The sequence below is a fragment of the Solimonas variicoloris DSM 15731 genome (genome assembly GCF_000382285.1).
Taxonomy (GTDB): Bacteria; Pseudomonadota; Gammaproteobacteria; order Nevskiales; family Nevskiaceae; genus Solimonas; species Solimonas variicoloris.
In genome coordinates, this window is record NZ_KB907925.1 from 350,812 (window position 1) to 369,368 (window position 18,557).

At 74.3% G+C, this 18,557-nt stretch carries 18 protein-coding genes and 1 riboswitch; of the genes, 15 read left to right on the top strand and 3 right to left on the bottom strand.

What is annotated here, in order from left to right; all coding sequences use genetic code 11:
- Positions 1-151 precede the first annotated feature (151 nt).
- Together H149_RS0101700 and H149_RS0101705 are read left to right on the top strand one after the other, a co-directional pair.
- The gene (locus tag H149_RS0101700) at positions 152-1,180 is read left to right on the top strand and encodes an AraC family transcriptional regulator (protein ID WP_020647995.1); all 1,029 of its coding nucleotides are present in this window, start codon (positions 152-154) and stop codon (positions 1,178-1,180) included.
- A 157-nt stretch (positions 1,181-1,337) separates the two neighbouring features.
- The gene (locus H149_RS0101705) at positions 1,338-2,759 is read left to right on the top strand and encodes an alkaline phosphatase PhoX (protein WP_020647996.1); all 1,422 of its coding nucleotides are present in this window, start codon (positions 1,338-1,340) and stop codon (positions 2,757-2,759) included.
- Positions 2,760-2,766: 7 nt separating this feature from the next.
- Here H149_RS0101705 and H149_RS21895 read toward each other — a convergent pair whose 3' ends face one another.
- Positions 2,767-3,708 carry a hypothetical protein gene (locus tag H149_RS21895; RefSeq protein WP_020647997.1) on the bottom strand — a complete coding sequence of 314 codons (942 nt, stop codon included), beginning with the start codon at positions 3,706-3,708 and terminating at the stop codon, positions 2,767-2,769.
- A gap of 393 nt (positions 3,709-4,101) precedes the next feature.
- Here H149_RS21895 and H149_RS0101715 point away from each other — a divergent pair, with 393 nt between their 5' ends.
- Positions 4,102-4,995: a carboxypeptidase-like regulatory domain-containing protein gene (locus H149_RS0101715; RefSeq protein WP_020647998.1), complete on the top strand. Its 894-nt coding sequence runs from the start codon at positions 4,102-4,104 to the stop codon at positions 4,993-4,995.
- 105 nt (positions 4,996-5,100) lie between these two features.
- Here H149_RS0101715 and H149_RS0101720 read toward each other — a convergent pair whose 3' ends face one another.
- Entirely contained in the window at positions 5,101-6,021 is a 921-nt protein-coding gene (locus H149_RS0101720) for a LysR family transcriptional regulator (protein ID WP_020647999.1), read from the bottom strand.
- 123 nt (positions 6,022-6,144) lie between these two features.
- Here H149_RS0101720 and H149_RS0101725 point away from each other — a divergent pair, with 123 nt between their 5' ends.
- Positions 6,145-6,903, top strand: a complete 759-nt coding sequence (locus tag H149_RS0101725) for an SDR family oxidoreductase (RefSeq protein ID WP_020648000.1) — start codon at positions 6,145-6,147, stop codon at positions 6,901-6,903.
- Positions 6,904-6,934: 31 nt separating this feature from the next.
- On the opposite strand, the gene H149_RS0101730 is transcribed toward H149_RS0101725, so the two are convergent.
- On the bottom strand, positions 6,935-7,291 hold the full coding sequence (locus H149_RS0101730) for a Spx/MgsR family RNA polymerase-binding regulatory protein (RefSeq protein ID WP_020648001.1): 357 nt from the start codon (positions 7,289-7,291) through the stop codon (positions 6,935-6,937).
- An 85-nt stretch (positions 7,292-7,376) separates the two neighbouring features.
- Positions 7,377-7,597, top strand: a riboswitch (cobalamin riboswitch).
- A 125-nt stretch (positions 7,598-7,722) separates the two neighbouring features.
- Between H149_RS0101730 and H149_RS0101735 the strand changes: the two genes are divergently transcribed.
- From H149_RS0101735 to H149_RS0101785, 11 genes are read left to right on the top strand one after another with little or no spacing between them, the layout of a single operon-like run.
- Positions 7,723-9,609 carry a TonB-dependent receptor domain-containing protein gene (locus H149_RS0101735; protein ID WP_020648002.1) on the top strand — a complete coding sequence of 629 codons (1,887 nt, stop codon included), beginning with the start codon at positions 7,723-7,725 and terminating at the stop codon, positions 9,607-9,609.
- Between the two features lie 58 nt (positions 9,610-9,667).
- Positions 9,668-10,264, top strand: coding sequence for a hypothetical protein (locus tag H149_RS19325; RefSeq protein ID WP_020648003.1), 597 nt, complete (start codon positions 9,668-9,670; stop codon positions 10,262-10,264).
- Positions 10,265-10,277: 13 nt separating this feature from the next.
- On the top strand, positions 10,278-10,886 hold the full coding sequence (cobO, locus tag H149_RS0101745) for a cob(I)yrinic acid a,c-diamide adenosyltransferase (RefSeq protein WP_020648004.1): 609 nt from the start codon (positions 10,278-10,280) through the stop codon (positions 10,884-10,886).
- Entirely contained in the window at positions 10,883-12,178 is a 1,296-nt protein-coding gene (locus tag H149_RS0101750; protein WP_020648005.1) for a cobyrinic acid a,c-diamide synthase CobB, read from the top strand. Before cobO ends, H149_RS0101750 begins: the two co-directional genes overlap by 4 nt.
- Entirely contained in the window at positions 12,175-13,128 is a 954-nt protein-coding gene (gene cbiB / locus H149_RS0101755; protein ID WP_020648006.1) for an adenosylcobinamide-phosphate synthase CbiB, read from the top strand. Before H149_RS0101750 ends, cbiB begins: the two co-directional genes overlap by 4 nt.
- Positions 13,121-14,140 carry a threonine-phosphate decarboxylase CobD gene (gene cobD, locus H149_RS0101760; protein ID WP_039747728.1) on the top strand — a complete coding sequence of 340 codons (1,020 nt, stop codon included), beginning with the start codon at positions 13,121-13,123 and terminating at the stop codon, positions 14,138-14,140. Before cbiB ends, cobD begins: the two co-directional genes overlap by 8 nt.
- A complete protein-coding gene (locus tag H149_RS0101765; protein ID WP_020648008.1) occupies positions 14,137-15,600 on the top strand; it encodes a cobyric acid synthase in 1,464 nt (487 codons plus the stop codon). Before cobD ends, H149_RS0101765 begins: the two co-directional genes overlap by 4 nt.
- Positions 15,597-16,118, top strand: coding sequence for a bifunctional adenosylcobinamide kinase/adenosylcobinamide-phosphate guanylyltransferase (gene cobU, locus H149_RS0101770; protein ID WP_020648009.1), 522 nt, complete (start codon positions 15,597-15,599; stop codon positions 16,116-16,118). Before H149_RS0101765 ends, cobU begins: the two co-directional genes overlap by 4 nt.
- On the top strand, positions 16,118-17,179 hold the full coding sequence (gene cobT, locus H149_RS0101775; protein ID WP_020648010.1) for a nicotinate-nucleotide--dimethylbenzimidazole phosphoribosyltransferase: 1,062 nt from the start codon (positions 16,118-16,120) through the stop codon (positions 17,177-17,179). The genes cobU and cobT overlap by 1 nt, the downstream gene beginning before the upstream one ends.
- A complete protein-coding gene (locus tag H149_RS0101780) occupies positions 17,176-17,751 on the top strand; it encodes a histidine phosphatase family protein (RefSeq protein ID WP_020648011.1) in 576 nt (191 codons plus the stop codon). The genes cobT and H149_RS0101780 overlap by 4 nt, the downstream gene beginning before the upstream one ends.
- Complete coding sequence (locus tag H149_RS0101785; protein WP_020648012.1) at positions 17,748-18,479, top strand: adenosylcobinamide-GDP ribazoletransferase; 732 nt, start codon at positions 17,748-17,750, stop codon at positions 18,477-18,479. Before H149_RS0101780 ends, H149_RS0101785 begins: the two co-directional genes overlap by 4 nt.
- Positions 18,480-18,557 lie beyond the last annotated feature (78 nt).

Consider the following 18,557-nt stretch of genomic DNA (forward strand, 5'->3'; position numbering starts at 1 on the left):
TACCGGCTTCGGGCCTGGCGGCCCTCTGGGACGACCGCAGATTCTAGGCGCCGGCCGGCGCCGCGAGGATGCCGGAAAGCGCCGTGAGCAGCGAGCGAATTTGCCATAATTTGCCGTCTGTTCGGAGGACTCGGAGCGCATCGGCAAAGCCATGATCACGATGGAAAAAGGCAGCGTGGCGATTGCCTTCGTGCGGGAGGCGCTGGACGGCGTCGTGCGGCGCGGTCTGGAGCCGCTGCCGCTGCTGCGCCGCGCCGGCATCGATCCGGACTGGCTGGCGGCCGACGAGGCGCGCGTCTCGGCCGACGCCTTCGGCACGCTGTGGCTGGAGATCGCGCGCGCGCTCGACGACGAGTTCTTCGGCCTCGACACGCGGCGCCTGAAGGTCGGCAGCTTCGCGACGCTGACGCACCTGACGCTGCACACGCCCACGCTGCGCGAGGCGCTGCTGCGCGGCACGCGCCTGCTGAACCTGCTGCTCGACGACACCCGCATCGTCTTCGAGGCCGATGGCGAGCTGGCGCGCCTGCGCTTCGTGGTGCTGCGCGACGCCGGCGAGCAGCGCCGCCGCTTCGCGCACGAGACCCTGTTCGTGCTGCTGCACGGCCTGCTCTGCTGGCTGATCGGCCGCCGCATCGCCATCCGCACCGCGCGCTTCGCCTACGCGCAGCCGCCGTGGTGGCGCGAATACATGATCGTCTACGCCGGCGACGTCGGCTTCGACGCGCTCGAGACCGTCTTCACCTTCGACGCCATCGAGCTCGCCGCGCCGGTGGTGCAGAACGAGCGCAGCGCCAAGGAGTTCCTGCTGCGCGCGCCGCGCAATTTCATCGTCAAGTACCGCAACCCGCGCAGCCTCGCCGCGCGCGTCCGCCGCCAGCTGCGCGGCACGCCGCCGGAGCAGTGGCCGGACCTGCCGGCGCTGGCCGCCGCCCTCGGTCTCGGCGTGTCGACGCTGCGCCGTCGCCTCGACGACGAGGGCCAGTCGTTCCGGCGCATCAAGGACGCGCTGCGCCGCGATCTGGCGATCCGCTATCTGACGCGCTCGCGCCTGCCGGTCGGCGAGATCGCGCAGGCGCTCGGCTTCGCCGAACCGAGCGCCTTTCACCGCGCGTTCCGCCAGTGGACCGGCGTCAGTCCCGGCGACTACCGGCGCGGTGCGGCGGGGCCGTCGTCCTGAGCCGGCGCCCGCCGGCGCAAGCCGGTCGAAATGCCCGCACAACCGGTAAATCCGGCTCTTTGCTGACGCCCTGCGGTCGGCGCTCTGGCAATACATCAAAGCGTCACAAGGCCTTTCGAAGCTGCCGCGCTTTCCCTGTGACCGAGCGGGTGATCCGATGTCTGATGCCATCCTGACCGCGGCGAGCGATCGTCGTGAATTCCTGCGCCGCGTGTTCCTGGGCGCCGGCGCGCTCGGCCTGCCGGCGTGGCTGGCCGCCTGCGGCGCCAGCGGCGCGGACGCTGCGGCGCCGCGCAGCGACGCACTGCCGGTGACGCCGGGGCCGCTGTCGACGATCGGCGAGCTGCAGGATGCCGGGCTCGACGGCATCCGCATTCCGGCCGGCTTCTCGGTTCGCGCGGTCGCCCGGCACTACACGAATCCGCTCACCGGCAATTTCGACTTGCTCGGTCTCAGCGGCTACGTCTGGCACAACGCGCCGGACGGCGGCGCCGTGTTCGACGCGCCGGACGGCGGCTGGGTCTACGTCAGCAACAGCGAGACCGGCGTCAACGGCAGCGTGTTCGGCTCCAGCCGCGACGGCGGCGTCGGCGCGCTGCGCTTCGCCGCCGACGGCACTGTTACCGCCGCCTACCGCATCCTCGACGGCACGCGCCGCAACTGCGCCGGCGGCAAGACGCCGTGGCAGACCTGGCTGTCCTGCGAGGAGACCGGCGACGGCCAGGTCTACGAGTGCCAGCCGTTCGGCACGCCGGACGATGCGCGCGCGCTGCCGGCGCTCGGCCTGTTCAATCACGAGGCGGCCTGCATCGATCTGGCGACGCGCACCGTGTTCCTGACCGAGGATGCCGGCGATGGCCGCTTCTATCGCTTCGTCGCCGACGCCAGCGATCTCGTCAGCGAGAACGGCGTGACGTGGCTGAAGATGCAGAGCGGCCGCCTGCAGGTGATGAACGTCGAGGGCTACGAGAACGACGCCTACATCGACGGCGACGACAACGCCCGCCTGCTGCGCAAAGTCAGCTGGATCGACGTCGCCGAGCCCGGCCGCGCGCAGGGCGAGGTGCGCTCGGCGCTCGCCGCCGCCGGCCAGACGGTGCCGGGCACGGTGTTCAAGGGCGGCGAAGGCATCTGGCACTACGCGGTGCCGGATGCGCTGACCGCGATCCCGGCCGGCGGCAGCGGCGCGACGCGCGCGCTGGTGTTCTTCACCACCAAGGGCGACAACCGCGTCTACGCCTACGACATCGACAACGGTCTGATCCAGACCGTGTTCGACAACGCCTCGATCGATCCGCCGTTCGACGACGTCGACAACCTCGTCGTCAGCCCGGCCGGCGACATCGTCGTCGCCGAGGACGGCGAGGCGATGCGGCTGATGGTGATCGTGCCCGGCGCGCCGGCGAAGACGCTGCTGCAGATCACGCTCGGCGGCTCGGAACTGACCGGCCCGGCGTTCACCGCCGACGGTTCGCGGCTCTACTTCAGCTCGCAGCGCGGACCGAACCTGGCGATCGGCAAGACCGGCTCCGGCGTCACCTATGAGCTGACGATTCCGCCGGCCTACCGCGGCGGCTGAAGGCCGCTCACAGCGGATCGATGCGCAGGCCCTCGCCGCGCGCGAGCGCGGCCTGCGTGCTGTCGGCGATGCGGCCGGGCGCGCGCTGCGCGGGGCCGGCCGCTTCGAGCAGCACCCAGGGGCGGCCGCCGTGCGTGATGACCGCTTCGCCGGCGCGCGGCGTCGCCGCCAGTCCGAGCAGGTAGTGGCGGCGCACGTGCACGCCGACCAGCGGCGTGTCGCCGAGGTTCTGCAGGATCGCCGCCAGCAGCGCCGCCTTGGTATCGCAGTCGCCGTAACCCTGTTCCAGCGCGCGCGGCGGTGGATAGAAGCCGAGGATCTGGCGGCCGTCTTCGCTGAGCGCCGGCCGCCGGTAGAGGAGTCCGGTCTGCACCAGCGCGATCGCCGCGCGCATCGTCCAGTCCGCGTCGCGGCCGCGCGCGGCGGCGGCGGCGCGCAGGGCCTGCGCGACCGGCCGCACGCGAGCGCGGTTGCGGCGCACGACTTCGGCGATATCCACGGAGAGGCGCGAGACCTGGCCGGCGACCGGGCGCAGGCGCAGCGCGTGCTCGCGGTAGTAGCGCGTCGTCTGCCGGTCGAAGGCGGCCTGCTCGCAGCGCGGCGCGGCGAGACAGGCGGCGCGCAGCGATTCGAGTTCCGCGTCGTGGATGCCGAACTCGCGCAGCGAATCGCGTCCGGCCGCGGCCGGCAGTTCGAACGTCAGATCGAGCGTTTCGCCGTCGAAGGTGAGGATGCGGGTGCTGACGCGGGTGCGACCGTCCGCCAGCGCGGTGCTGCGGTAGTCGGTGCCCGGCGCGCGTGCGGCGCCAGCGCCGATGCGGGCGGCATCGTCGTCGGCCGGCGGGCTCGGTGCCGCCGAGGCGGCGCAGCCGGCGCCGAACGCCAGCACCGCGCCCAGCAGGGCGAGCAGGCGCATCGGGCGGCGGACGGGCGGGGCGATGGTCGGCATGGCGGACGGTCGGGCGGACGACGGAAACAGCGCTCGCCGTCGCAGTCTCGTCAGCGCGGTGCGGCCTCGCGTCAGCACGATCCGGACGGGTATCGCCCGACCGCGCCGGCCGCGCGTTCCGGCGCGGCGTGCCGGCGGCCGTTTCGCGGCCCGCTGCGGCGCGAAGGCCGCGGCGGGCGACGGATCGGGAAAAACCCGACCGGCCTCTCGTGCGGCTGCGGCGCCCGTCGGTACGAGCGGAGCGGCCCGGGCGACGAACGGCGCGCCGGCTTTCGCGGCCGCGCGGTGCCGGCCGGCCGGCGCGCGCACCGGGGCCGCGGCCGGCCGTCGCTGGCGGGCGCGGCCGGCTTGCCGCATCCTCGGGTTTCGACAGGACGTCGCAGGAGTTCCGCCATGGCCGGGAAAGGCACGTTGGTGCGCGCGTGGGTGGGCGCGGCGCTGCTCGCCGTCATGCTGTCGTCGGTCGCCGCGGCCTCGCCCGCGGCCGCGCTGCCGCCGCTGCAGACGCAGGGCGAGATCCGCTATCTGTCCGGCGGCATCGGCAGCGACGAAGCCGCGGCGATCCAGGCCGCGCGCGAGCAGTTCGCGCTGAGCATCAGCCTGTCGGCGCGCAGCGGCGGCCGCGACGTCTATCTGGCGACGGTGCCGCTGACGATCCGTGACGATGCCGGGCGCACGCTGCTCGACGTCGTCAGCGACGGCCCGTATCTGCTGGTGCAATTGCCGCCCGGCCGCTACGAGATCGCGGCGCGCTACGGCGGCGAGACGCGGACGCGCGTCGTCCGGCTCGTCGCCGGCCGGCCGCAGCGCCTCGCGCTGAGCTGGTCGCAGCTGACGAACGAGGCGGCGAACGAGGCGGCGGCCGCGCCGCCGAGCGCGGCGCCGGCGCTGGCGCCCGCAACGGACGCCGGCACCGCGGCACGCGATCCGGCGCTGCCGCCGGTCCGGGTGCAGGGCGGCGTGCCGTATCTGTCCGGCGGCGTCGGCAGCGAGGAGGCGGCCGCGATCCAGGCTGCCGCCGCGCGCTACTCGCTGGCGCTGACGCTGTCAGCGAACGAGGACGGCCACGGCGTGTTTCTCGCGTCGATCCCGGTCAGCGTCAGCGAAGTCGGCGGCGCGACGCTGCTCGACGTCGTCACCGACGGTCCCTACCTGCTCGCCGACCTGCCGCCGGGCCGCTACGTCGTGCGTGCGCGCTACGCGGAGCAGGAGCAGACCGCGACCGTGACCGTCGCGCCCGGGCGGACCGCGCGCGTGTCGTTCGCCTGGCGCGCGACGGCGCACTGAGCGCGCGGCTCCGGCGCCATTGAGGCGCGCCGGGCCGACGTCCGGGCGCCGAAGTCCGGGGCACGGCGTGCGCGCTGCGCAGGAGTCGCGCGCCGTTGCCGGGCTTCAGGTCGTGACGCGCGCCACGCCGTCGCTGTCCGGCTGCGCCTCGAACGCGCGCACCACCCAGTCGATGAACACGCGCACGCGCGGCGACAGATGCCGGTTGCGCGGGTACAGCAGCGAGACCGGCGACGGCGACGGCGGATGCTGCGGCAGCACCTCGACCAGCGTGCCTCGGCGCAGATCGTCCTCGACGTGGTAGCGCGGCACCTGGATCAGGCCCAGGCCCAGGCGCGCGGCGGCGACCAGGCTCTCGGCGCCGTTGACGGAGACCGTCGCCGGCAGCAGGCGCGTCTGCACGACGCCGTCGACGGTGAATTCGAGCGGCAGCAGCTGCCCGCTCGCCGACGAGCGGAAGCCGACCATACGGTGGCCGTCGAGCGCGTCCGGCGAGGCCGGCACGCCGTGCCGGGTGAGATAGCCGGGCGCGGCGCAGCTGACTTCGGCGAGCGTCGCGACGCGGCGCGCGACCATTTCCGGCTCGCTCGGCGTGCCGACGCGCAGCACGCAGTCGATGCCCTCGCGCACCAAATCGACGAGGCGGTCGCCCTCGCTCAGGTACAGCTGCAGCTCCGGGTACTCGGCGAGGAAGCGCGGCAGGCCGGGCAGCACGAAGCGGCGCGCCAGCGTGCCGTGCACGTCGACGCGCAGCAGGCCGCCGGGCTTCTTGCCGTGGAACGCCGACTCGGCGTCCTCGAACTCGTCGAGCAGCTGCAGGCAGCGCGCGTAGTAGGCCTCGCCGTCGAGCGTCGGCCGCACGTGGCGGGTCGTGCGCTGCAGCAGGCGCACGCCGAGCCGCGCTTCGAGCGCCTTGATCGCATCGGTCGCCGTCGAGCGCGGCAGGCCGAGGTCCTCGGCGGCGAGCGTGAAGCTGCGGCGCTCGACCACGCGGGTGTAGAGACGCATCGCGTCGATCCGGTCCATCGCGGCCCTGTTGTTCGGAAAATCCGGAAAGTCTTCGCGGATTCTGCAGGATTATCCGGAGCGCGTGAATTCATAACCTGTACTGCGTCGGCCGCGAGGCCATTCCCCCACAGGAGCACCGCCATGAACCCCTCCCCGATTGCGTCGGCCGCGAACGCCCGCGTCGCCATCGTCACCGGCGCCGCGCGCGGCATCGGCGCTGCCGTCGCCCGCCGCCTCGCGCACGACGGCTACGCCGTCGTCGTCAATTACGCCGGCAGCCGGACCGCCGCCGAAACGCTCATGCACGAGATCGAAGCCGCCGGCGGCCGCGCCCGCGCGGTGCGCGCCGACGTCGCCGACCCGGCCGCGGTCACGCAGCTGTTCGACGCCGCCGAGACCGCGTTCGGCGGCATCGACGTCCTCGTCAACAACGCCGGCGTGATGCAGCTGGCGGCGATCGGCGAGGCCGGCGACGAGCTGTTCGAGCGCCAGATCGCGATCAACCTCAAGGGCACGTTCAACGGCCTGCGCGAGGCCGCGCGGCGTTTGCGCGACGGCGGCCGCATCGTCAGCTTTTCGAGCAGCGTGCTCGGCCTGCGCATGGAGCGCTACGGCATTTACGCGGCGACCAAGGCGGCGGTCGAGGCGCTGACCGGGGTGCTGGCCAAGGAATTGCGCGGCCGCTCGATCACCGTCAACGCGGTGGCGCCGGGGCCGACCGCGACCGAGCTGTTCCTCGACGGCAAGTCGCCGGAACTGATCGAGCGCCTCGCCCGTCTCAACCCGCTCGAACGGCTCGGCACGCCGGACGAGATCGCCGCGAGCGTCGCGTTTCTGGTCGGCCCCGACGGCGGCTGGATCAACGGCCAGGTGCTGCGCGCCAACGGCGGCATGGTCTGAAGCGCCGCCGCGCTGCTGCGTCCGCGGCGCTTCAGCCGCGCAGGCGCGCGACGATCGCGTCCTCGTCGCTTTTTGCGAAGCCGGCGAGGACGCCGCCCGGCCAAGCGATCACCGGACGCTTGACCAGCGAGGGCTCGCGCGCCAGCAGCGCGGCGGCGTTCGCTGCGCTCAGGCCGGCTCGCGTCGCTTCGTCGAGGCGGCGCCAGGTCGTGCCCTTGCGGTTGACGACGACGTCGACGCCGAGCGCGTCGAGCCACTGCTGCGCGAGCGCCGCGCTCAGGCCTTCGGTCTTGAAGTCGTGGAAACGGTAGGCGATGCCTTCGTCGTCGAGACGGCGGCGGGCGCGCTGGACGGTGTCGCAGTTCTTGATGCCGTAGAGCGTGATCATGGCGGCGCGGGATGATGGAGGCGGCGCATTGTAGGCGCGGCGCCGCCTCGTCCGGTCGGCGCTTGTTCCGCCGCGCGCGCTCGCATACAGTGCGCGCCGTTCCAGGTGCCGCGCCGCCTTTCACCGGCGGTGCGGTTAAACGGGAAGCCGGTGCGTCGTTCGCCTAGCCGCGACGACCAGGCCGGCGCTGCCCCCGCAACGGTAAGCGTGTCGTCGTCCGCAACGAGCCACTGTGTCATCCGACATGGGAAGGCGCGGATCGACAAAACCGCGAGCCCGGATACCGGCCCGGATCACGTGAAGGCTCGCGGTGGGCGCTGCCGGAACAGGCGAGATCCGTTCCCGGTCGCGCCTGCCCGAAGGTTTCTCCCGCGGTCTTCGACCCAAGACCACTGGCCGTCGCGTGGGGCGACGGCACCGGGAGACTGTCCATGCCTTTCAACAAGGCGCTCGTTGCACTCATCGCCGCCGGTCTCGCGCCGGCCTACGCCCAATCCGCCGCACCGCTCGAAGTGGCCGCGGCCGATCCGGACACCATCATCGTCACCGCCAGCCGCGTCGCCGAGAAAGCCGGCGAGACGCAGGCGCCGGTCACCGTCATCACCCGCGAGGACATCGATCGCCTGCAGCCGCGCGATCTGCCCGAACTGCTGAACGGCCTGCCCGGCGTCAACCTCGTCCGCAACGGCGGCCCCGGCAAGGCGAGTTCGCTGTTCATGCGCGGCACCAACGGCGATCACCTGGTCGTGCTGATCGACGGTCTCAAGGCCGGTTCGGCAACGCTCGGCACCACGGCCTACGAGCAGATTCCGGTCGATCTGATCGACCACATCGAAATCGTGCGCGGCCCGCGTTCGAGCCTGTACGGCTCCGAGGCGATCGGCGGCGTGATCCAGATCTTCACCCGGCGCGGCAGCGCCGGCGGCGCGGCGACGCCGGCGTTCTCGCTCGGCGGCGGCAACTACGGCAGCGGCAAGGCCGAAGGCAGCGTGCGCGGCGGCTACGGCCGCGGCGGCTGGTACAGCGTCGGCCTCAGTGCGTCGACGACCGACGGCATCAACGTCAAGCCGGCCGGCGACGAGCCGGATCACGACGGCTTCCGCAGCGCGTCGGGCAGCCTCAACACCGGCTGGACCTTCGCCAACGGCGCGACGCTCGACGCGCATTACCTGCGCGCCGACAGCCACAACGAATACGACGGCAGCTACAGCAACGAGGCCTACAACCGCCAGCAGCTGTTCGGCGGCCGCGCGCGCTTCGCGCCGCTGCCGTTCTGGGATGTGACGCTCGGCGCCGGCCAGAGCCAGGACTTCGGCGACTCGTTCCACGACACGCCGGTCGACGACTACATGGGCGGCCTGACCCGCAACCGCGGTTCGATCGACACCTATCGCGACAGCTATTCCTGGCAGAACGATCTGCGTCTCGGCGCCGGCCAGACGCTCAGCGCCGGCGTCGACTTCGCACACGACCGCGTCGGCGGCGATACCGCCTATGCGGTCGATACGCGCGACAACACCGGCGTCTTCGCGCAGTACCAGCTGCGCCGCGCCGGCCACGAGCTGCAGCTGAGCGGCCGCCACGACGACAACCAGCAGTACGGCACGCACGACACCGGCGCGCTCGCCTACGCCTATCGCTGGTCCGAGGCCCTGCATGCCGGCGTCTCGTACGCGTCGGCGTTCAAGGCGCCGAGCTTCAACGATCTCTACTACCCGGGCTACGGCAACGCGGCGCTCGCGCCGGAAAGCGCGCACAGCGTCGAGCTCAGCGCCGGCGGCGACTACCGCTTCGACGGCGGCCGCTGGAACTGGGCGCTGAACGGCTACCGCACGACGGTCGACCAGCTGATCGTCTACAACCCGCTGGTCGGCGACTACGGTGCGCCCGACAACATCGGCGAGGCGCGCATCCTCGGCGCCGAGGCCCAGCTCGGCGCGCAGCACGGCGCGCTGCGCTCGCAGCTGTATCTGAACTGGCTCGACGCCGAGAACCGCAGCGACGGCGCCAGCAAGGGCAAGGCGCTGCCGCGCCGCGCCCGGCAGACGGCGCGCGTCGATCTCGACTACGACTGGCGCGCGGTCTCGCTCGGCGGCACGGTGTTCGCGTCCGGCGAGCGCTACGACAACACCGCCAACACGGTGAAGCTCGGCGGTTATGCGACGCTCGACCTGCGCGCCGACTGGCGCGTGCGGCCGGCGTGGACCCTGCAGCTCAAGGCCGCGAACCTGCTCGATCACGACTACCAGACCGCGTCCGGCTACGGCTCGCTCGGCACCGGCTGGTTCTTCACCGTGCGCTACGCGCCGGCCGGCTGATACCTGCGGCCCGGCGCCGCCCGTGGCGCCGGGCCTTCTTGCTCGACAGGAGGTCCACATGAACAGCACCTTGAATCTGAGCCGTCCCGCGGCGCTTACGATCTTCGGCCTGCTCGCGCTGCTGATGCTGAGCACGCGCTACGCGCACTTCGCGCAACTGCCCGACGCGTCGTGGGCGACGTTCTTCGCCGGCGGCTTCTACTTCGCCGGTCGCCGCGGTCTCGCGGTGTTTGCCGCGCTGATGCTCGAATCGGTCGCGATCGATTACGTCGTCATCCGGCATCTCGGCATCAGCAACTATTGCGTGACGCCGGCCTACGCCTTCCTGGTGCCGACGCACGGCGTGCTGTGGCTGGCCGGCGCATGGCTGCGTCGCGGCTACCGCTTCCGTCTGCCGACGCTGCTGCGCTTTGCCGCGGCGGCGATCGTCGCCACCCAGCTCGCCTATCTGATCTCGAACGGCTCGTTCTACTGGCTCGGCGGCCGCTACGCCGAGCCGAACCTGGCCGAGTATCTGCAGCGTTTCGCGCGCTACTACGTCAACTTCGTCACCGTCACGCCGGCGTATCTGGCGCTGATCGCGCTGCTGCACGTCGCCGCCGCCGCGCTGCTGCCGCAATGGCGCGGCACGCACGACGAGCTGCCGAAGCCGTGATCCGCGCGACGTCATGAGCGACGAAGCCGGCCTCGACGCGCGCCACCGCGCGCGCATGCAGCGCAAGAAGACGGTCGTCGACGGCAGGATCGCCGCCGCGCAGACCGAGCGCGGCGTGCTGCTGGTGCTGACCGGCAACGGCAAGGGCAAGAGTTCGTCGGCATTCGGCATGGTCGCGCGCGCGCTCGGCCACGGCATGCAGGTCGGCGTCGTGCAGTACATCAAGGGCCGCTGGCAGACCGGCGAGGAGCGCTTCTTCCGGCGCTTCGCCCAGGTCCGCTATCACGTCATGGGCGAGGGCTACACCTGGGAGACCCAGGACCGCGAGCGCGACATTCGCGCCGCGCGCGCCGCCTGGGACGTGACGCGGGAGATGCTGTGCGATCCGGCGCTCGGGCTGGTCGTGCTCGACGAGCTCAACATCGCGCTCAAGCACCGCTACCTCGAGGTCGACGCAGTCGTCGCCGCGCTCGCCGCGCGGCCGCCGCTGCAGCACGTCGTCGTCACCGGCCGCGCCGCGCCGCCGGAACTGATCGCCGCCGCCGACACCGTCACCGACATGGGCGCGCTCAAGCACGCGTTCGCGGCCGGCATCAAGGCGCAACCGGGCATCGAGCTGTGAGCGCTGCCTGCCGCGCGCTGTTGATCGCCGCGCCCGCGTCCGGCCAGGGCAAGACCACGGTGACGGCGGCGCTGGCGCGCCGCGCCGTGCGCGAGGGCCGCCGCGTGCGCGTGTTCAAGACCGGCCCGGACTTTCTCGATCCGATGCTGCTCGAACGCGCGAGCGGCGCGCCGGTGCATCCGCTCGATCTGTGGATGGTCGGCGAGGCCGGCTGCCGTTCGCTTCTGTACGCGGCGGCGGCGCAGGCCGATCTGCTGCTGGTCGAAGGCGTGATGGGCCTCTACGACGGCACGCCGTCGAGCGCCGATCTGGCACAGCGCTTCGGCATTCCGGTGCTGGCCGTGATCGACGCGTCGGCGATGGCGCAGACCTTCGCCGCCCTCGCCTGCGGCCTGGCGCGCTATCGCGACGGCCTGCCGTTCCACGGCGTGTTTGCCAACCGCGTCGGCGGCGCGCGGCACGCACAGCTGCTCGGCGCCGGCCTGCCGGACGGCATCGCCTGGCGCGGCCATCTGCCGCGCGATGCCCGCTATGCGCTGCCGGAGCGGCATCTGGGTTTGCTGCAGGCGGCGGAGATCGCCGATCTGGACGCGCGTCTCGACGCTGCCGCCGATGCGCTCGGCGCCGCCCTCGACTTCGAATCGCTGCCGCGCGTGCGCTTCGCCGCGCCGGCGCCCGCGCCGGCGGTGCCGCCGCGGCTCGCCGGCCGGCGCATCGCCGTCGCCCGCGACGCCGCGCTCGGCTTCGTCTATCCGGCCAATCTCGACTGCCTGCGCGCGCTCGGCGCCGAGCTGCGCTTCTTCTCGCCGCTGCACGACGCCGCGCTGCCGGACTGCGACGCGCTGTGGCTGCCCGGCGGCTACCCGGAGCTGCACGCGGCGCGGCTCGCGCAAAACCATGCGCTGCTCGCCGCGCTGCGCGCGCATCACGCCGCCGGCCGGCCGATCCTCGCCGAATGCGGCGGGCTGATGACGGTCTGCCGCGCGCTGGTCGACCGCGACGGCGTCGCGCACGCGCTCGCCGGTCTGCTCGACGCGACGGCGACGATGCAGCCGCGCCTGCAGGCGCTGGCGCTGCAGCAGGCCGATTTCGGCGCCGGCGTCCTGCGCGGCCACAGCTTCCACTACTCGACGCTCGAGACCGCGCTGACGCCGGCGCTGCGCGCGCAGGACGCGCAGGGCGCGGCCGGCGAGTCGATCTACCGCTGCGGCGCACTGACCGCCTCGTACGTGCATTTCTACTTCGCGTCGAACCCGGCGGCGACGGCGCGCCTGTTCGGAGCGTGCGCATGAGCGGGCTGACGGCGACGGCGCTGGCGATGCTGCTCGCGATCGCGCTCGATGCGGCGCTCGGCGAACCGAGCCGCGGCCATCCGCTGGTTGCGTACGGTCGTCTCGCCGCCGGCGCCGAAACCTGGCTGAACCGCGGTCGCGCGCGCCGCGCGCGCGGCGTCGTCGCGCTGCTGCTGCTCGTCGTGCCGCCGGTGGCGGCCGCCGCCGCGCTCGCGGCGGTGCCGGTCTTCGGCTTCAGCGTCGGCGTCGCCCTGCTGTACGCCTGCATCGGCCATCGCAGCCTGCGCGAGCATGCGCGGCGCGTCGCCGTCGCGCTGCAGGCGGGCGATCTGCCGGCGGCGCGCGCGCGCGTCGGCGCGATGGTCAGCCGCGACCCGCAGGATCTCGACGCGCCGCGTGTCGCCGCGGCGGCGACCGAATCGGTGCTCGAGAATGGCAACGACGCCGTGTTCGGCGCGCTGTTCTGGTTCGCCGTCGCCGGCGCGCCGGGCGCGCTCGTCTATCGCCTCGTCAACACGCTCGACGCCATGTGGGGCTACCGCACGCCGCGCCTGCGCGCGTTCGGCTGGGCGGCGGCACGCCTCGACGACGTGCTGAACTACGTGCCGGCGCGCCTCACCGCGCTCAGCTACGCCGTGCTCGGCGACACGCGCGCGGCGTTGCGCTGCTGGCGGCAGCAGGCGCCGGCCTGCGAAAGCCCGAACGGCGGGCCGGTGATGAGCAGCGGCGCCGGCAGTCTCGGGCTCGCGCTCGGCGGCGGCGCGCACTACCGCGGCGTGTGGAAGGCGCGGCCGGCGCTCGGCGCCGGCGCCGCGCCGGACGCGGCCGGCATCGAGCGCGCGCTGCGTCTGGTCGCGCGCACGCTGGCGCTGTGGCTGCTGCTCGCGTCCGGCCTGGCGCTGGGCGGCGCGCTGCTCGCGGCGTTCGGCGGCGGTGCGCGCGATGCTTGAGCACGGCGGACGCGTGCGCGCCGCGGCGGCGCGCTACGGCCAGGCGCCGGCGCAATGGCTGGATCTGTCGACCGGCCTCAATCCGCAGCCGTGGACGCCGCCGCCGGCGGTCGCGCACGCCGCGCTGGCGGCGCTGCACGCGCTGCCGGACGACGACGACGGGCTCGGCGCCGCGGCGCGAGAAGCCTACGGCGCCGAGCTGCTGCCGGTGGCCGGTTCGCAGGCAGCGATCCAGCGGCTGCCGCAGCTGCGCCCGCGCTCGCGCGTCGCGGTGCTGGCGCCGATGTACGGCGAGCACGCGCACTGCTGGCACGGCGCCGGGCACGCGCTGCGCGCGGTCGACGCCGCGCAATGCGCCGACGCGGCGCGGCACTGCGAGGTGCTGGTCGTCGCCCGCCCGAACAATCCGGACGGCACGCGCTTCGACGCCGCGACCCTGCTCGGCTGGCATGCGGCGCTGGCCGCGCGTGGCGGCTGGCTGATCGTCGACGAGGCTTTCATCGACGCCGGGACCGAGACCAGCCTGGCGGCCGAGGCGACGCGGCGCGACGGCCTGATCGTGCTGCGCTCGCTCGGCAAGTTCTTCGGTCTCGCCGGCGCGCGCGTCGGCTTCGTCGCCGCCTGCGCCGCGCTGCGCGCGCGGCTGGCCGACGCGCTCGGGCCGTGGCCGCTGGCCGGGCCGTCGCGCGTGATCGCCGCGGCGGCGCTGCGCGACCGCGCCTGGCAGGCCGCCGCGCGCCGCCGTCTCGCAGCGGACGCGGCGCGGCTCGCGGCGCTGCTGCACGCGAACGGCCTGGCGCCGGCCGGCGGCTGCGCGCTGTTCCAGTGGTGCCCGACGCCGGCCGCGCCGGCCGTGCACGAGGCGCTGGCGCGGCGCGCGGTGCTGACGCGCCTGTACGCCGTCGCCGCGCGCAGCCCGGCCGGGCTGCGCTTCGGCCTGCCGCCGCCCGACGGCTGGGCGCGGCTCGACGCGGCGCTGCACGCGGCGACGCGCGAGGCGCTGGCCGCATGAGCGCGCGCACGCTGATGGTCCAGGGCACCAGCTCGGACGCCGGCAAGAGCACGCTGGTCGCCGGCCTGTGCCGCGTGCTGCGCCGGCGCGGCGTGCGCGTGGCGCCGTTCAAGCCGCAGAACATGGCGCTGAACAGCGCGGTCGCCGCCGACGGCGGCGAGATCGGCCGCGCCCAGGCGCTGCAGGCGCAGGCCGCCGGCATCGCGCCGAGTTCCGACATGAATCCGATCCTGCTCAAGCCGAACAGCGATACCGGCGCGCAGGTCATCGTCCACGGCCGCGCGCTGTCGAACATGGACGCGCGCGCCTATCACGACTACAAGCGCGTCGCCCGCGACGCGGTGCTGGCCTCGTACGCGCGGCTCGCGGCCTCATACGAGGCGATCGTCGTCGAAGGCGCCGGCTCGCCGGCCGAGATCAATCTGCGCGCGCACGACATCGCCAACATGGGCTTCGCCGAAGCCGTCGACTGCCCGGTGATCCTGATCGCCGACATCGACCGCGGCGGCGTGTTCGCGCAAATCGTCGGCACGCTGGCGCTGCTCTCGGCCAGCGAGCGCGCCCGCGTGCGCGGCTTCGTCATCAACCGCTTCCGCGGCGATGCGGCGCTGCTCGAACCGGGCCTGCGCTGGCTGGAGGCGCAGACTGGCCTGCCGGTCTACGGCGTGCTGCCGTACCTGCACGGCCTGGCGCTCGACGCCGAGGACGCGCTCGACGCCGGCGGCAGCGGCGACGGCCTGCGCGTGGTCGTGCCGGCGCTGCCGCACATCAGCAATCACACCGACTTCGACGCGCTGCGTGCGCACCCGCAGGTCGATTTCCGCTACGTCGGTCCGCAGCAGACGCCGCCGCCGGCCGATCTGGTGATCCTGCCCGGCTCGAAAGCGGTATGCAGCGATCTGGCGCAGCTGCGCGCGCAGGGCTGGGACGCGTATCTGCGCCGCCATCTGCGCTACGGCGGCCGCGTGCTCGGCATCTGCGGCGGCCTGCAGATGCTCGGCACGCGCATCGACGATCCGCTCGGTCTCGAAGGTCCGCCCGGCAGTGCCGAGGGCTTCGGCTGGCTGGCGCTGACGACGCGGCTGGCCGCCGACAAGCAGCTGCGCAACGTCGCCGGCCGCCTGGGTCTCGGCGACGGCGCGACGCTGCTGCGCGGCTACGAGATTCACGCCGGCGTCAGCGCCGGCCCGGCGCTGGCGCGGCCGTTCGCGCAGCTGGACGACGGCCGCGCCGACGGCGCGCTGAGCGAGGACGGCCAGATCGCCGGCACTTACCTGCACGGCCTGTTCGACACGCCCGCGGCCTGCACCGCGCTGCTCGCCTGGGCCGGCCTCGCCGGCGCCGCGCCGCTCGACCGTGAGGCGCTGCGCGAGGCGGCGATCGAGCGCCTCGCCGACGCGCTGGAAACGCATCTCGATCTGCCGCGACTGTTCGCGGACTGCAGCGGAGCCTCGTCATGAAGACCCTGATCCTCGGCGGCGTGCGCTCCGGCAAGAGCCGGCTCGCCGAGCGCCTGGCCGGCGCCGCCGGCGCGCCGGTCTGCTACATCGCCACCGCGCGCGACCACGGCGACGCCGAGCTGCGTGCACGCATCGCCGCGCATCGCGCGCGGCGGCCGCCGCACTGGACGCTGGTCGAGGCGCCGCTGGCGCTGGCCGCGGCGCTGCGCCGCGAGGCGGCGGCCGGGCGCGTCGTGATCGTCGACTGCCTGACGCTGTGGCTGACCAATCTGCTCTGCGAGGCCGACGCGGCCGGCGTCGAGCGCGAGCGCGAGGCGCTGCTCGACGCCGTGCCGGCGCTGCCCGGCACGCTGATCCTCGTCGCCAACGAAACCGGCCTCGGCGTCGTGCCGCTCGGCGCGCTGACGCGGCGCTACGTCGACGAGGCCGGCGTGCTGCACCAGCGTCTCGCCGAGCGCTGCGAGCGCGTGCTGTTGACCGTCGCCGGCCTGCCGCTGGCGCTCAAGGGGAGCCTCTGATGCAGACGTGCGCCGACGCCGATGACCAGCGGCCGATCGCCGCGCCCGACGCCGCCTGCGCCGCCGCGGCGCGCGCGCGCCAGGCACAGCTGACCAAGCCGCCGGGTTCGCTCGGCGCGCTCGAAGCGCTGGCGGTGCGGCTGGCGGCGCTGCAGGGCCGCGAGCGGCCGCAGCTCGACACGGTGTGGATCAGCGTGTTCGCCGCCGACCACGGCGTCGCCGCCGAAGGCGTGTCGGCCTTTCCGCAGGCGGTGACGGCGCAGATGATCGACAACTTCGCCGCCGGCGGCGCCGCGATCAGCGTGCTCGCCGCGCAGCTCGGCGCGACGCTGGAAGTGATCGACCTCGGCACCGTCGCCGCCAGCCGCGCGCCCGGCGTGCGCCGCGCCCGCATCGCGCCGTCGACCGCCAACCTCGCGCGCGAGCCGGCGATGACGGCGGCGCAGCTGCACGAGGCGCTGCGCTGCGGCGGCGACGCCGCGTGTCGCGCGCATGCGGCCGGCGCCGAGCTGTTCGTCGGCGGCGACATGGGCATCGCCAACACCACCAGCGCGACCGCGCTCGCCTGCGCGCTGCTCGGGCGGCCGCCGCGCGAGCTGGCCGGGCCGGGCACCGGACTCGACGCGCGCGGCGTCGCGCACAAGGCCGCGGTCATCGAGCGCGCGCTGGCGCTGCACGGCGCGGCGCTGGCCGCGCCGCGCGAGGCGCTGCGCCGGCTCGGCGGCTTCGAGATTGCCGCGCTGGCCGGCAGCTTCATCGCCTGCGCGCAGCGCGGCGTGCCGGTGCTGGTCGACGGCTTCATCGCCACCGCCGCGGCGCTGGTCGCGACGCGGCTGACGCCGGCCTGCGCGCCGTGGCTGCTGTACGCGCACCGCTCGGCCGAGCCCGGCCATGCCGGTCTGCTCGCCGCGCTCGGCGCCGAGCCGCTGCTCGATCTCGGCCTGCGCCTCGGCGAAGGCAGCGGCGCGGCGCTGGCGGTGCCGCTGCTGCGCCTGGCCTGCGCGCTGCACGCCGGCATGGCGACCTTCGCCGAGGCCGGCGTCGCCGGCGCCGGCGCATGACGCGGCTGACGCTGCTGCGCCACGGCGAGACGCGCCAGCCGGGCTGCTACCTCGGCCGCAGCGACCCGCGCCTGAGCGCGCGCGGCTTCGCGCAAATGCGCGCGGCGACGCGTGGCGGGCGCTGGGCGCGCGTGCTCAGCTCGCCGCGCCGGCGTTGCGCCGCCTTCGCGCGCGCCTACGCCGCCGCGCACGGCCTGCCGCTGGCGTTCGACGAGCGGCTCGCCGAACTCGATTTCGGCGCCTGGGACGGCGAGCCGGTGGCGGCGCTGCACGCGCGCGAGCCGCAGGCGCTCGCCGCGTTCTGGCGCGATCCGCTCGCGCATCCGCCGCCGCGCGGCGAAACCCTGCCGGCGCTGCAGGCGCGCGTGCTCGCGGCGCTCGCCGCCGTCGTCGCCGACGGCGCCGACGCGCTGCTCGTCACGCACGGCGGACCGCTGCGCGTCGCCTGCGCGCGGCGCGACGGCCTGCCGCTGGCGGCGCTGGCGCAGATCGACGTGCCGCACGGCGCCTGCCTCGCCTTCGACGCGCACGCGGCGGCGGACGGCCTGCGCCTCGCCGCGATCGCGCCGTGAACCTGCCGCCGCATCCGTTCTGCGTCGCGCTGCAGTTCCTGACGCGGCTGCCGCTGTCGCTGTCACGCCCGCCGGACGCCGCGGCGCAGCGGCGTTCGCTGTACTGGTATCCGGCGGTCGGGCTGGTCGTCGGCGCGGCGCTGCTGCTGGCGGCGTGGCTCACGTCCGCGCTGCCGCCGGCGCCGCGCGCCGCGCTGCTGCTCGCGCTGTGGGCGCTGCTGACCGGGCTGCTGCATCTCGACGGACTCGCCGACTGCGCCGACGCCTGGCTCGGCGGACACGGCGATCGCGCCCGCACGCTGGCGATCCTCAAGGACCCGCGCGCCGGCAGCGCGGCGGTCGTGATGCTGGTGCTCGTGCTGCTGCTGAAGTTCGCGGCGCTGCAGACGTTGCTGGCGTCCGGCGCGGCGCTGCCGGCGCTGCTGCTGGCGCCGCTGCTGGCGCGCGCCGCGGTGCCGGTGCTGTTCGCGAGCACGCCGTACGTGCGCGACGGCGGGCTCGGCGCGGCGCTGGCGCGCGAGGCCGATCGCCGCGCGCTGCTTGGCGTCGCCGCGCTCGCGGCGCTGCCGGCGCTGGCCTGCGGCGCGTGGGCGGCGCTGCTCGCCGTTGCCGGCGTCGGCTTTTTCGTGCGCGCGCTGGCGCTGCGCCGCCTCGGCGGCTTCACCGGCGACGTCGCCGGAGCGCTGATCGAGCTGGCCGAAGCCGCCGTCTTGCTGACCTGCCTCTGACGGCGGCGCCGGTTCGCGGCGCGGGGCCTGTCGTCCGGCGGCGGGCATCGGCTACTGTTGGCCATCCCCCGCCGCCGC

Excerpts from the sequence above, each read along its gene's own strand:
- H149_RS0101700 (WP_020647995.1), top strand. The coding sequence starts at position 152 with ATGATCACGATGGAAAAAGGCAGCGTGGCGATTGCCTTCGTGCGGGAG.
- H149_RS0101705 (WP_020647996.1), top strand. The coding sequence starts at position 1,338 with ATGTCTGATGCCATCCTGACCGCGGCGAGCGATCGTCGTGAATTCCTG.
- H149_RS21895 (WP_020647997.1), bottom strand. The coding sequence starts at position 3,708 with ATGCCGACCATCGCCCCGCCCGTCCGCCGCCCGATGCGCCTGCTCGCC.
- H149_RS0101715 (WP_020647998.1), top strand. The coding sequence starts at position 4,102 with ATGGCCGGGAAAGGCACGTTGGTGCGCGCGTGGGTGGGCGCGGCGCTG.
- H149_RS0101720 (WP_020647999.1), bottom strand. The coding sequence starts at position 6,021 with ATGGACCGGATCGACGCGATGCGTCTCTACACCCGCGTGGTCGAGCGC.
- H149_RS0101725 (WP_020648000.1), top strand. The coding sequence starts at position 6,145 with ATGAACCCCTCCCCGATTGCGTCGGCCGCGAACGCCCGCGTCGCCATC.
- H149_RS0101730 (WP_020648001.1), bottom strand. The coding sequence starts at position 7,291 with ATGATCACGCTCTACGGCATCAAGAACTGCGACACCGTCCAGCGCGCC.
- H149_RS0101735 (WP_020648002.1), top strand. The coding sequence starts at position 7,723 with ATGCCTTTCAACAAGGCGCTCGTTGCACTCATCGCCGCCGGTCTCGCG.
- H149_RS19325 (WP_020648003.1), top strand. The coding sequence starts at position 9,668 with ATGAACAGCACCTTGAATCTGAGCCGTCCCGCGGCGCTTACGATCTTC.
- cobO (WP_020648004.1), top strand. The coding sequence starts at position 10,278 with ATGAGCGACGAAGCCGGCCTCGACGCGCGCCACCGCGCGCGCATGCAG.
- cbiB (WP_020648006.1), top strand. The coding sequence starts at position 12,175 with ATGAGCGGGCTGACGGCGACGGCGCTGGCGATGCTGCTCGCGATCGCG.
- cobD (WP_039747728.1), top strand. The coding sequence starts at position 13,121 with ATGCTTGAGCACGGCGGACGCGTGCGCGCCGCGGCGGCGCGCTACGGC.
- H149_RS0101765 (WP_020648008.1), top strand. The coding sequence starts at position 14,137 with ATGAGCGCGCGCACGCTGATGGTCCAGGGCACCAGCTCGGACGCCGGC.
- cobU (WP_020648009.1), top strand. The coding sequence starts at position 15,597 with ATGAAGACCCTGATCCTCGGCGGCGTGCGCTCCGGCAAGAGCCGGCTC.
- cobT (WP_020648010.1), top strand. The coding sequence starts at position 16,118 with ATGCAGACGTGCGCCGACGCCGATGACCAGCGGCCGATCGCCGCGCCC.
- H149_RS0101780 (WP_020648011.1), top strand. The coding sequence starts at position 17,176 with ATGACGCGGCTGACGCTGCTGCGCCACGGCGAGACGCGCCAGCCGGGC.